The organism is Gammaproteobacteria bacterium, assembly GCA_017999615.1.
GTDB lineage: Bacteria > Pseudomonadota > Gammaproteobacteria > JAABTG01 > JAABTG01 > JAGNLM01.
The window spans coordinates 302,029-314,944 of the sequence record JAGNLM010000001.1; the positions used below are offsets into that span (position 1 = coordinate 302,029).

The following is a 12,916-nucleotide window of genomic DNA, read 5'->3' on the forward strand; positions in this document are numbered from 1 at the left end:
CGGGGTGGGGAACGGCGGGGTGGAGAGGTAGCGGTAGGGCAGGGGGTGGGCAGGGGCTTGCGGGACCGTCTGCCGCCAGGGACGGCGGCAGACGAGCCTACAGGGACGTACTTGCGGCGTGTCCCGCAAGCCCCTGCCCACCCCCTGCCGTCGAGCCTCGGCGTGTTCCGCCGGACCTCACGGGCCCAAAATGCTGGGTGTGAGGTCCGGCGCCCAAGCTGGCGTCAGTCCTTTTCCGGTGCCGGCTTCTGGGTGGCCGGTTTCTCAGCCGCTGGTTTCTCGCTCGCCGGCTTGTCGGGGGCGGGCTTTGCCGCTGCTGGCTTCTCGGCAGGCTTCTCCGCTGCAGGCTTCGCCTCGACGGGGGCGGCCGGCTTGGCCTCAGCCGGAGCGGCCGGCTGCGCCTCGGCGGCGGGCGCGGCGCCGGCCTCCTGTTTCTTGGCGTCGCCCTGCACCTGGTGCACCCGGGCCGCGAAGGTGTCCCACCACTGCTTCAGGTAGCCCTGGTAACCGAGGAAGCCCAGGGCCCCCACCAGGATCGCGAGCACCGTGTAGGTCTTCCAGGGCCGCTTCTTCTCCGCGTACGGGTCCTGCAGCGAGCGCTCGGCGCCCGGGGGGAGCTTCGCGGTCGAGGTGAGGGAGCCGCCGAAGGGGATGTTGATCTTCGCGAGCGTGTTGATGGCCCAGCCGTTGGCGTCGAGGATGGGACCGAGGTTGCGCTGGCGCAGCTTCAGGTACGCAATCACCATCGACGGCCCGGAAATGGCCAGGATGATGCCGACGATGGCGAGCGGCATCTCGATGGGGGAGAGTGCCAGGAAGCCCGTCAGCACCGAGGCGATGGCCGTGCCGATGGCGCCGATGGCCAGGCCGATGGCGGCGAAGATACCGGCGAACTTGGCGATGTCGAAGGGCGGTGGCGGCGGTGCCTTGCCCGCCTCGACCTTCGTGGAGACGTCGACGACCCCGGCAGCGGCCTGGTCCTGCACCGCCTTCTCGCGTGCCCCCGCGACCTTCTCGATCTGCTCCCCGATCATCCGGGCGATGCGCTTGTACGGTGACCAGAACGCCTGACCCACGCTGATGGGGTGGTCGATGATCTTGGTGATGGTCGCGTCCCAGTCGCGACCCTTGCGGTCGTAGAAGACGCCGTTGCGCCCCACGAGGAGGTTGTCGGAATCTCCCGCCGTGAAGGCACAGGCGACGGTCATCTTCTCGTCACTGCCCCGGCGCACACAGTCGCAGTAGGCCAGGTAGGTGCGGCTCAGGTTGGCGAGCGAACCGTGCTTGGTGGCGTCCTCGACGCGTACGCAGAGGTCGCAGCTGCGGCCGTCCAGGTACAGGGTGCCGGCCTGGAAGATCGCCTTCTTCTTGCCCGTGTAGAAGTCGCGGAAGGAGACGAAGTTGTTGAGCAGCGTGTAGAGGTCCCGGTAGTAGCGGGCGAGCCGGTCCACCGAGTCGATGGCGCTCGCCTCGGCCTCGAGGGCGGCGTCCTGGGCGAGCAGCGCCTGGACCGTCTCCTGACTGCCGTTGCCGAGGACCTCGCGCACGCGGTCGAGGCCGAGCGGCTCGGCGACGGTGCCCTTCTTGCGCGCGAGCCATGCCTCGTGGGCGGCGAACTTCGAGGAGATCTCGGCCCACTCCGCGGCACTCAGGCTCTTGCGCGACCCGAGAAGCGGTTCGACCACCCGGCTGCGCAGCTGGGCGATGGCGCCGGCCCAGGCCGGGTTCACCCCGTCGCCGAGGGGCAGGGCGCCGCCGGCCTCGATGCGGGCGAGCGGCAGGGCGGCGACCTCTTCGGTGCCGGGCGAAAGGGTGCGCCCCGAGAGGGCCTCGTAGCCCGTGAGGGCAGGGTTCAAGGGTCCGGCGGCGCGCGGGTCGAAGACCGCGAGGCCGCAGCGGGTGAAGAAGTCGTCGACCTTGGCCTTCACGGCCTCGAAGACGGCCGACGCGGCGGCGGTGTCGTCGCCGAGGGGCCGCAGTCCGGCGTCGTTCTCGGACTCCGCCCACCAGTCGGAGTAGGCGCGGGCCTCGTCGAAGAAGGTGTCCACCAGCTGCTGGTCCACCCCGGGGCCGCCCGAGCGGTCGGTCTTGGCCCCGAGGAGCTTGATCACGTCCTCGATGACGGACTTGACGGCGGGGTCCTCGGCCGCCTCGGGCGGGATCACACCGTCACCGTTGAACCGGGTCTGGGCGAAGATCCGGGTGGTGTCGGAGGTGTCCTCGACCGCGATGGAATCGGCCTTCGCCTTGCCGAGGTAGGTGAGGATCTGACGGGCGGAGGCGAGGAGCTTCTTGCCCTCGGGCTTGCTGTCGTCGATGGCCGCGAGGGGCAGGGCGGTCCCGCACCGGGTGATGTCGCCGGGGTTCTTCAGCACGGAGCAGGCCCACTTCACCGCGGCGAGGATCTCGGGGGCGCGGATGCGGCCGTCCTTGTCGGCGTCCAGGATCGCGAGGGTCTTCTCGTCGAATTCCACGCCCTGGGTCGGGCAGGCGAGCGCCGCCCAGAGCTTCTGATCGAGGGATTCCAGGTTGCGCAGGTCCTCGGCGGTCTCGAGCCGGACCTGGTCGAATCCGCCGGAGCGGAAGAACCGCCACTTGTGCTGGTGGCCGGCGTTGTTCTCGTTCGCCATCGGATGCCTCCTCCAAAAGCGTTTATCGTTCTGGGGCAGCGCCGTTCCGGCGACCGATTCGCCTGAGTACGCCCCGGGGACGGTGGGCAGGGTAAGGTCTGCCGCTGCCGACTGCAACGTTCGGGAGGCCATTGAGCCCTGCCTGGAAGTCCAGGGAGAGCCGCCTGAGCCGCTCGATTTCGTAGGGGGCCAGCGCCGAGTGCCAAGCCCGAGTTGGGCGAGCGCCCAGCGGGCCAGGATTGCCCTACCATCGGCGCCATGAGCGACGACTGCATCCGGATCCGGGGCGCCCGCCAGAACAACCTGAAAGGTCTCGACCTGGACCTGCCCCTCGGGGAGCTCCTGGTGGTCACCGGCGTGAGTGGCGCGGGCAAGTCCTCGCTCGCCTTCGACACCCTCTACGCCGAGGGCCAGCGGCGCTACGTCGAGACCTTCTCGCCCTACGCCCGCCAGTTCCTCGACCGCATGGACCGCCCGCGGGTGGACCGCATCGAGGGGATACCGCCGGCCATCGCCATCGACCAGACGAACCCGGTGCGGACCTCGCGCTCGACGGTCGGCACCATGACCGAGCTGTCCGACCACCTGAAGCTGCTCTACGCCCGGGCGGCCCAGCTCTACTGCGGGGGCTGCGGGCGCCCCGTGCGCCGGGACACGCCGGAGAGCATCGCCGACGCGCTCCTCGGCGACGGGCTGCCGGTGCTCGTCACGTTCCCGGTCCAGGTTCCCGCCTCCTTCTCCGAGGAGGAGGTGCGGGGCTTCCTCGCCGCCCAGGGTTACACCCGCGTCCACCGGCGCGACGGCGACACGCTGGAGGTGGTGCAGGACCGCCTGCGGCCCGCCGCCGAGCGGCGCGCGCGGCTCGTCGAGGCCCTGGAGGCGGCGCTCGAGCGCGGGCGCGGGCGGGTCAGCGTGTATCGGGCCGACGCACAGGAGCCGCCCCGGCGCTTCTCCCGCGATCTGCACTGCCCGGACTGTGACCTGCGCTACCGTGACCCGGTCCCCAGCCTGTTCTCCTTCAACTCGCCCCTGGGGGCCTGCGAGACCTGCCGGGGCTTCGGGCGCACCCTCGGCATCCATCCGGACCTGGTCGTCCCCGATCCGGCCAGGACGCTCGCGGGTGGGGCGGTGCGCCCCTGGCAGACCGAGAGCTACGGTGAGTGCCAGGACGACCTGTTGCGCTTCGCCCGCCGGCGGGGGGTGCGCACCGACGTGCCCTGGCGGGACCTCTCCCCCGAGGAGCGCCGCTGGGTGCTGGAAGGCGAAGGGGAGTGGGAAGACCGGGTCTGGTACGGCGTCGGGCGCTTCTTCTCCTGGCTCGAGAGCAAGGCCTACAAGATGCACGTGCGCGTGCTGCTCTCGAAGTACCGCAGCTACGCGGTTTGCCCGGCCTGCGGCGGGGCGCGCCTGAAACCGGAGGCGCTGCTCTGGCGGCTCGGTACGAGGGAGGACGCCGACGCGGCGCTCGGGGGCACCGCCCGTTTCCGCCCGGCCGGGGTGGCTTTCCCGGACGCCGTGCTGAGCGCCCTGCCGGGCCTCACCCTGCACGACCTCGCGGGCCTCCCCCTCGGGACGGCCCGCGCCTTTTTCGACGGCCTGCACCTGCCGGCCCCACTCGACCAGGCGACCGACCTGCTGCTGCGGGAGATCCGCACCCGGCTCGCCTACCTGGTGGAGATCGGGGTCGGTTACCTCACGCTCGACCGCCAATCGCGCACGCTCTCGGGTGGCGAGGTGCAGCGGATCAACCTGACGACCGCCCTCGGCACCTCCCTCGTCAACACGCTCTTCGTCCTGGACGAGCCCAGCATCGGGCTGCACCCGCGGGACGTGGGGCGGATCATCGGGGTCCTGCAGCGCCTGCGTGACGCCGGCAACACGCTGGTCGTGGTCGAGCACGACCCCCAGGTCATGCTGGCCGCGGACCGGATCCTCCATCTGGGGCCGGGGCCGGGGGAGAACGGCGGCGAGGTGGTGTTCTTCGGTCCGCCGGGCGAGCGGGTGAAACAGGGTTTGGAGTCATCGGCAGGCATTGCCAGGGTGGCTGACTCCGACGCCCTCGTCTTCCCGGGGGCTGGCGCTGGCGCAGGCGGCGGGGTCGGCCCCCCCGACGGGGCGACCCGCTGGCTCGAGGTCCTGGGCGCCGCGGAGCACAACCTGAAGGGGATCGACGTCCGCATCCCGCTCGGGCGGCTGGTCTGCCTCACGGGTGTCAGCGGCTCGGGCAAGTCGACCCTGGTGGAGGAGGTCCTCTACCGGGGGCTGCTGAAGCGGCTCGGGCGCGCGACCGAGGCGCCCGGCGCCCACCGGGACCTGCGGGGCCACGAGTCCCTCGGGGACGTGGTCCTGGTGGACCAGTCACCCATCGGGAAGACCACCCGCTCCAACCCTGCCAGCTACGTCGGCGCCTTCGACGCCATCCGCAAGCGCTTCGCCGCCCAGCCGCTCGCCCGGGAGCGGGGCTACACCGCCGGCACCTTCAGCTTCAACGCGGGTGACGGGCGCTGCCCGACCTGCGGCGGGAACGGCTTCGAGCACGTGGAGATGCAGTTCCTGTCCGACGTCTACCTGCGCTGCCCCGACTGCGACGGGCGGCGCTACCGTCCCGAGGTGCTCGAGGTCCGGCTGGAAGGACCGGGTGGTCCCGCGGGTGCGGATGGGGCTCCCCGGCCCGGCCTGTCCATCGCAGACGTGCTCGACCTGACCGTCTCCGAGGCCCTCGCGTTCTTCGCCGGCGACGCCGAGATCGCCCGCGCCCTCGAGCCCCTGGTCGCCGTCGGCCTCGACTACCTGCGCCTGGGCCAGCCCGTCCCCACCCTCTCCGGCGGCGAGGCCCAGCGCCTGAAGCTCGCAAAAATGGGGACATTCTGGTTTTCCGGAGAACCAGGCGGGGCGCGGGTTTCCGAGGGGGGGGTAAGGGCAGTCGGGGACGTCGCGGAGAGCAAGCGCCTACGCGGCTCGCGGGAAAAGCAGAATGTCCCCATTTCTGTTCTGTTCCTCTTCGACGAGCCGACGACGGGGCTGCACTCCGAGGACGTCGCGACGCTCCTGGGGGCGTTGCAGGCGCTGGTGAAGGCCGGCCACTCGGTGGTGGTGATCGAGCACAACCTGCAGGTGATGGGCGCCGCCGACTGGATCATCGACCTCGGACCCGAGGGCGGGGACGGTGGCGGCGAGTTGGTCTGCGCGGGGACCCCGGCGGAGGTGGCGGCCCACCCGGCGAGCCACACGGGGGCGGCGCTGCGGACGATGGGCTCGGGTCAACCCCCGTCCGTTCCTGCGGGATCCTCCCCTCCGGGTGAGAGCGCCCCCGCCGGCAGAGCGGACCTCCCGGGGCGAGGGCGCCCGGGTGCCATCCGGGTCCTCAATGCCCGGGAGCACAACTTGAAGGGGGTCGACGTCTCCATCCCGCGCGACCGCTTCACCGTGGTCACGGGGGTGAGCGGGAGTGGCAAGAGCACGCTGGCCTTCGACATCCTCTTCGCGGAGGGCCAGCGCCGGTACCTGGAGTCCCTGAACGCCTACGCCCGACAGTTCGTGCAGCCGGCGCGCCGGGCGGAGGTGGACGCGGTGCTCGGCATCCCGCCGACCGTGGCCATCGAGCAGCGCACCGGCCGCGGCGGGCGCAAGAGCACGGTGGCAACCCTCACCGAGGCCTATCATTTCCTGCGGCTCCTGTTCGTACGCCTCGGAGTGCAGCACTGCCCGGACTGCGGCGGTCCCATCGAGCCGCGGACCCCGGACTCCATCGTGGCCCAGTTGCTCCGGGAGCGACGGGGCCAGCGGGCCCAGGTGCTCGCGCCCCTCGTCGTGGCCCGCAAGGGCTACTACACGGACCTGGCCCGCTGGGCTGCCGGAAAGGGCTACCGGGAGCTCAGGGTCGACGGCGTCATGACCCCGACCGGCCGCTGGCCGCGGATCGACCGTTTCCGCGAGCACGACATCGATCTCCCGGTGGGGGAGGTCGTGTTGGAGCCGCGCCGCGAAGGGGACCTCCGCGGTCTGCTGGGGACCGCCTTCGAGCACGGCAAAGGGCTCGCGCGGGTCGGCGAGTCCCTCTTCTCCACCCGGCGCGCCTGCCCCTCCTGCGGGCGCAGCTTTCCCGAGCCCGATCCCCGGCTCTTCTCCTTCAACTCGAAGCACGGCTGGTGCGAGCGCTGCTACGGCACCGGCGCGCTCCTTCCCGGGTTCGACGCGGAGCAGAGCGGGGAGGAGGTGTGGTGGAACGACTGGTTCGAGGGCGAGGAGAAGACCTGCCCCGCCTGCGCCGGCCGTCGCCTCAACCCCGTCGCGCTGGCGGTCCGCTTCCAGGGGCGGTCCATCGCGGAATACGCGGCGATGACCGTGGCCGCGGCGCACCGCCATTTCCGCGCCCTGCGCCTCGCCGGCCGGGAAGCGGAGATCGCCCGGGATGCCCTGGCCGAGCTCCAGGGGAGGCTCGGCTTCCTGGAGCAGGTGGGCCTCGGCTACCTCAGCCTCGAGCGCTCGGCCCCGACGCTCTCCGGCGGCGAGGCGCAGCGCATCCGCCTGGCGGCCCAGTTGGGCTCCAACCTGCGCGGGGTCTGCTACGTGCTCGACGAGCCCACCATCGGGCTGCACCCCCGGGACAACCGGCTCCTGATCGACACCCTTCGCGATCTGTCCGGACGCGGCAACACGGTCGTCGTGGTGGAGCACGACGAGGAGACCATCCGCGAGGCTGGGCACGTCATCGATCTCGGCCCGGGGGCGGGTCTGCACGGCGGCCGCGTCGTGGCCGAGGGCACGCCGGAGTCCCTGGCGGCGAACCCGGAGTCGGTGACCGGGCGGCTGCTGGCCCACCCCCTGCGCCACCCCCAGCGCCCCAGGCGCGCCGTCGCGGGAGAGGCCGAGCCCGGCGCCCCCGCCTGGCTGCACGTCGAGGGGGTCCACCGCCACAACCTCGACGGCCTGGACGTAGCCCTGCCGCTCGGGCGCCTCGTTTGCGTCACCGGCGTCAGCGGCAGCGGCAAGAGCACCCTCGTCCGTGACGTCCTCTACGAGGGGCTCGCCCGGCTGTTGGCCCAGCGGCCGGAGAGGGGAGGGGAGGCCAAGGAGGGGGTGGCCAGGGAGGGCGCGGCCGGCGTGCGCCCATCGTCCGCCACGAGGCTCCGCCCGCGCAGGCGCAAGGGCGGTGCGGCGACCGAGGCGGCCGTCCTCGCGGGGCTCTGTGCGTCCATCCAGGGGTGGGGGGAGGTCGCCCGGGTGCTGGAGGTGGACCAGACCCCCATCGGCAAGACCCCGCGCTCGTGCCCGGCGACCTACGTGGGGGTGTGGGACACCATCCGCAAGCTCTTCGCCGGGACGCCGGAGGCCCGTATGCGCGGCTACGGCCCCGGGCGGTTCTCCTTCAACGTCGCGGGTGGGCGCTGCGAGGCCTGCGAGGGCCAGGGGGTGCGCAAGCTGGAGATGAGCTTCCTGCCCGACGTGGAGGTCCCCTGCGAGGTCTGCGGGGGCGCACGGTTCAACGCGGAGACCCTCGCCGTGCGCTATCGGGGCCTCACGGTCTCCGAGGTCCTGGCGCTGCCGGTGGAGGAGGCGCTCGAGGTCTTTGCCGCCCACCCGGCCGTGCGCCACGCCCTGGCGCTCCTCGAGGACGTGGGGCTCGGCTACCTGACCCTCGGCCAGCGCAGCCCGACCCTCTCGGGCGGCGAGGCCCAGCGCCTGAAGCTCGTCACGGAGCTTGCGCGCGCGAAGCCGGGGGAAGTGCCTGGGCCTGGGGCCGGGGGGTCAGACACTGCTGATCCTGCTGGCCCTGCTGAGCCTGCCGAGGCGGCGCGCGGCCTGCGCGGCCGACGCCGCCGATCGAGCCCCCACACCCTCTACCTGCTCGACGAGCCCACCGTGGGTCTGCACATGGCCGACGTGGAGAAGCTCGTCCGGGTGTTGCACCGGCTCGTGGACGCGGGCCACACGGTGGTCGTCGTCGAGCACAACCTGGACGTTGTCGCCGAGGCCGACTGGGTCATCGACCTCGGCCCGGAGGGCGGGGACGCAGGCGGGAGGGTGGTCGCCGAGGGGCCTCCGGAGGTGGTCGCACGCGTGCGGCGGGGGTCGCACACCGCGCGGTTCCTGAAGGGGTTTCTCGGTGAACGGGGGAGGGCGGTGGACAGCGCGGGAAACCGCGCTTGAGGCCGGACCGGGAAGGCCGCGCCCGCCCCCGCGTCCCCATCAGGACGCCTTCGTGAGCAGGGCCCCGCGGCGCTCTCCGTCCGCTCCCTGCGCGAACACTCGAGCGAGGGTGATCGCCACGTGGATCCGGCACCCCGGCTCGATGCCGTGCAGCAGCGAGCTCCTGCGGGGGAACTGGGAGAAGATGGCGCCGGCCCCGTCGATGACGGCCTCGACCTTCACCCGGTCGCCGAGGGTGGTCATGCGCGTCACGGTGGCGATGCCGGCGGCGTCGTCGCGCCAGAACTTCAGGTCGTAGAAGCGCAGCACCGCGGTCGCCCGGGTGCCGTCGGGGAGCTCGGGGACCGGGATGGCGAGCGCGCCGACCCGGATCAGCCCGTCCTGGGCGCTGCCCTCGTAAACGTTGGCCTCGCCGATGAAGCGGGCGACGAATTCGGTCTCCGGGTAGTCCAGGATGTCGTCGGGGCGACCGGCCTGCTCGAGGCGTCCGCGGTGGATGACCATCACCCGGTCGGCGACCGAGAAGGCCTCCTCCTGGTCGTGGGTGACGAAGATGCTGGTGACGTGGACCTCGTCGTGCAGGCGCCGGAGCCAGTGCCGGAGCTCCTCGCGGACCTTGGCATCGACCGCGCCGAAGGGCTCGTCGAGCAGCAGCACCCGGGGCTCGGGGGCGAGCGCCCGGGCGAGTGCGACCCGCTGGCGCTGGCCGCCGGAGAGCTGCGCGGGGTAGCGGTCCCCGAGGCCCTGCAGGCCCATCAGGGCGAGGAGCTCGGCGACCCGCGCGGCCTTGCGCTTGCGCCGGGCGCCCTGGACGTTGAGCCCGAAGGCGATGTTCTCGGCGACCGTCATGTGGCGGAAGAGCGCGTAGTGCTGGAACACGAACCCGACGCCCCGGGCGCGGGCGTGCAGGTGGTCGGCGCGCCCGCCGTCGAACCAGATCTCGCCGGCATCGGCCGTTTCGAGGCCGGCGATGATGCGCAGGATGGTGCTCTTGCCGCTCCCGGAGGGGCCGAGGAAGGCGACGAGCTCGCCGCTCGCGACCTCCAGCGTGACGTCGTCGACGGCGAGGAAGTCGTGGAAGCGCTTGGTGAGGTTGCGGACGTGGATGCTCATGGGCTCAACGCTCCCGGGCGCGCCGGCGTTTCAGCCACTCGAGGAGCGCGAGGAGCACCACGCTCGCCAGCGCGAGGACGAGGGCGATGGCGTAGGCGGCGCTCTCCTGGCGCTCCTCGAGGGCGTTGTAGATGAAGGTGGTGGCGGTCTCGGTGTGCCCGGAGATGGCCCCGCCCAGGATGAGCACGGCGCCGAACTCCCCGAGCGCGCGGGCGGTGGTGAGCACCACCCCGTAGCCGAGCGCGTAACGGATGTTGGGCAGCGTCACCCGCCAGAAGGTCTGCCAGGGCGAGGCGCCGAGGGTGGCGGCGGCCTCCTCCTCGCTCGTGCCGAGCTCCTCCAGCACGTAGGCGACCTCGCGCAGCGTGAACGGGAAGGTGACGAAGAGGGTGGCGAGCACGAGGCCCGGGAAGGCGAAGGTGACCTTCCAGTCGAGCGCCTCGAGCGCGGGCTCGAGCCAGCCCCCGCGCCCGAACACCAGCAGGAAGGCGAGGCCCGTCATCACCGGCGAGACCGCGAGCGGCAGGTCGACGAGGGCGTCCAGCACCCGCCGGCCGAGGAAACGGTCACGGGTGAGCACGAGCGCCCCGGCGATGCCGAAGAGGCCGTTCGCGAGGAGGGCGATGGCCGCGAGCGCGAGCGAGAGCCAGAGGCCGTGGCGGGCCGCCGGATCGGCGAAGACCGCCAGCAGCGGTCCCGGCCCCCGCGCGAGGGCCTGGGTGACGATGGCCGAGAGGGGCAGGAGGAGGACCCCGCCGAGGTAGAGGGCGACCGCGCCGACGAGGAGCCACTGCCCGGCGGAGAGGTGGCGGGTCGGGGCCCGGCTAGCCACGGCCGCGACCTCCCGGCGCCGTGCCCGCCACAGACCGCCGCGGCCCTGCACCGCTAGCCACGGCGCACCCCGGTGAGGCGCTCGATGGCGTGGGCGGCGAAGGTGAGCGCGAGGGCGACGGCCAGCAGCGCCACCGAGAGCGCGGCGGCCACCTGCGGGCGCCCGCTCTCGATCTCCCCGAAGACGTAGATGGGGGCGGTCAGGGTCTGGTAGGGGATGTTGCCCGAGACCACCACGATGGACCCGAACTCCCCGAGCGCCCGGGCGTAGGAGCGGATGGTGCCCGAGAGGATGGCGGGCAGGAGCGGGGGCAGCAGCACGCGGCGGAACACGGTGAAGGTGCCGGCGCCGAGCGTGCGCGCGGCCTCCTCCTCGGCGGGGTCCTGTTCCAGCAGCACGGGCTCGACCGCCCGCACCACGAAGGGCACGGTAATGAAGAGGAGTGCGAGCACGATGCTCGGGGTGGCGAAGGCGACCGGCAGGCCCTGGGCGTGGAGCCAGCCGCCGAGGGCGGACTGGGGGCCGAAGAGGAGCACCAGCATCACCCCGGTGACGAGCGTCGGGATGGCGAAGGGCAGGTCGACGAGGCCCGAGAGGAGCCCCCGGCCCGGGAACTCGTAGCGCACCAGGACCCAGGCGGTCGCGGTGCCCATCACCGCGTTGACGAGCGCCATCACCCCGGCGGTCCAGAGGGTGCGGGCGAGGGCGTCGGCGGCGACCGGCGAGGTGACCGCCTGCCAGAGGGCCGTGACCCCCTCGCCGAGCCCGCTCGCCAGCAACGCGGCGAGGGGCACGGCGACGAGCAGGCCGACGTAGCTGACGACCCCCCAGCGGACGGCGATGCCGCCCGCGCTGGGCTCGACCGCGGGGCCGACCGGCATCAGCGCCGGGCGCCGGTGGCGCGGGCCACCCGGTCGTAGAGGGCGCCGGGGGCGAAGAGGGTCTTCTGCACCTCGGGCCAGCCGCCGAGGTCGCGGACGGTGAAGAGATCGGTGACCGCCGGGAAGCGGCCCGCGACCTCCTGCGCCACGCCTGCGTCGACCGGGCGGTAGCCGTACTCGGCGAAGGCGCGCTGGGCCTCGGGGCTACCGAGGAATGCGACGAAGCCCGCGGCGAGCTCGCGGGTGCCGTGCTTCTCGGCGTAGCGGTCGACGACCGCCACCGGGTTCTCGATCAGGATGGTGGCGCGCGGGATGACGTACTCGTAGGGCTGGCCCGCCTGGCGCGCCGCGAGGACCTCGTTCTCGTAGGTGATGGCGGTATCCCCCACCCCCTTCTCGAAGGTGAGGATGGACTCGCGCGCCCCCTTGTCCATGACGCTCACGTTGCCGAGCACCTCGCCGAGGAGCTTCTCGGCCGCCGCGGCGTCGCCCTTCGGGGCCGAGGTCCCCCCGCGCAGGGCTGCGCCGTAGAGGGCACAGACGTTCCACATGGCCCCGCCGCTCGTGCGCACGTTGGGGGTCAGCACGTTGAGTCCGGGGGCGCGCAGATCGTCCCAGTCCTTCAGGCCCCTGGGGTTGCCGGGGCGCACCGCGAGCACGACGACCGAGCGGGTGACCATCCCCCCGTGGGGGCCCGCCTTCCAGTCGTCGCTGATGAGCCCCGCTTTGGCGATGGCTTCGACGTCGGCCTCGAGCGAGAGTGCGGCGACGTCGGCCTCGAAGCCGCCGACGATGGCGCGGGCCTGGGCGCCGCTGCCGAGGTAGGACTCCTGGAAGACCACGGTCTCGCCGGTCTTCTCCTTCCAGTGTTTCTGGAAGGCCGGCAGGATGGCCTTGCCGTAGGCCTCGCGCGGGGTGGTGTAGGCGCCGAGCACCAGGGTGCGGGTGACCGCGGCCTTGCCTGCGTCCGCGCCAGTGCCAGCCCCAGGGCCAGCACCGGTGCCCGTGCCCGCCGCGCCCGCCGGGGGCTCGCTCTGGCCGCAGCCGGCGAGGGCGGTCAGTGCCAGGGCGAGGAGGATGCCGGCCGCGTGGCGGCCGGGGGCAGCCTGTCCCGCTCCCGCTCCCGCTCCCGCTCCCGCTCCCGCTCCCGCTCCGGCTCCGGTGCCGGGGCTGATGGCGCCGAGGCCCCCGCAGGGGCTCCGGTCCGGGGCCCGGACAGGACACAGCCTCGATCTCGGGTGATGCATCTCGTTGGCCCCCTGGCCCTTCGGGCTTCCGCTCGCTGGCCGTATAGTGGCGAGGCTGCCGGT

The 12,916-nt window shown here is 72.7% G+C and carries 6 protein-coding genes; 1 reads left to right on the top strand and 5 read right to left on the bottom strand.

What is annotated here, in order from left to right; all coding sequences use genetic code 11:
- Nucleotides 1-224: 224 nt before the first annotated feature.
- Complete coding sequence (locus KA217_01335) at nucleotides 225-2,630, bottom strand: hypothetical protein (protein MBP7711098.1); 2,406 nt, start codon at nucleotides 2,628-2,630, stop codon at nucleotides 225-227.
- A 258-nt stretch (nucleotides 2,631-2,888) separates the two neighbouring features.
- Here KA217_01335 and uvrA point away from each other — a divergent pair, with 258 nt between their 5' ends.
- Nucleotides 2,889-8,780 carry an excinuclease ABC subunit UvrA gene (uvrA, locus tag KA217_01340; protein ID MBP7711099.1) on the top strand — a complete coding sequence of 1,964 codons (5,892 nt, stop codon included), beginning with the start codon at nucleotides 2,889-2,891 and terminating at the stop codon, nucleotides 8,778-8,780.
- Nucleotides 8,781-8,819: 39 nt separating this feature from the next.
- On the opposite strand, the gene cysA is transcribed toward uvrA, so the two are convergent.
- From cysA to KA217_01360, 4 genes are read right to left on the bottom strand one after another with little or no spacing between them, the layout of a single operon-like run.
- Nucleotides 8,820-9,893: a sulfate ABC transporter ATP-binding protein gene (cysA, locus tag KA217_01345; protein MBP7711100.1), complete on the bottom strand. Its 1,074-nt coding sequence runs from the start codon at nucleotides 9,891-9,893 to the stop codon at nucleotides 8,820-8,822.
- A gap of 4 nt (nucleotides 9,894-9,897) precedes the next feature.
- Complete coding sequence (locus KA217_01350) at nucleotides 9,898-10,725, bottom strand: sulfate ABC transporter permease subunit (protein MBP7711101.1); 828 nt, start codon at nucleotides 10,723-10,725, stop codon at nucleotides 9,898-9,900.
- A gap of 53 nt (nucleotides 10,726-10,778) precedes the next feature.
- Nucleotides 10,779-11,606 carry a sulfate ABC transporter permease subunit gene (locus KA217_01355; protein ID MBP7711102.1) on the bottom strand — a complete coding sequence of 276 codons (828 nt, stop codon included), beginning with the start codon at nucleotides 11,604-11,606 and terminating at the stop codon, nucleotides 10,779-10,781.
- A complete protein-coding gene (locus tag KA217_01360) occupies nucleotides 11,606-12,853 on the bottom strand; it encodes a sulfate ABC transporter substrate-binding protein (GenBank protein ID MBP7711103.1) in 1,248 nt (415 codons plus the stop codon). Before KA217_01360 ends, KA217_01355 begins: the two co-directional genes overlap by 1 nt.
- Between the last annotated feature and the right edge of the window lie 63 nt (nucleotides 12,854-12,916).

Bases quoted from the DNA above. Each gene is read 5' to 3' on its own strand.
- KA217_01360 (MBP7711103.1), bottom strand. From the start codon at position 12,853: ATGCATCACCCGAGATCGAGGCTGTGTCCTGTCCGGGCCCCGGACCGG.
- uvrA (MBP7711099.1), top strand. From the start codon at position 2,889: ATGAGCGACGACTGCATCCGGATCCGGGGCGCCCGCCAGAACAACCTG.
- KA217_01355 (MBP7711102.1), bottom strand. From the start codon at position 11,606: ATGCCGGTCGGCCCCGCGGTCGAGCCCAGCGCGGGCGGCATCGCCGTC.
- KA217_01335 (MBP7711098.1), bottom strand. From the start codon at position 2,630: ATGGCGAACGAGAACAACGCCGGCCACCAGCACAAGTGGCGGTTCTTC.
- cysA (MBP7711100.1), bottom strand. From the start codon at position 9,893: ATGAGCATCCACGTCCGCAACCTCACCAAGCGCTTCCACGACTTCCTC.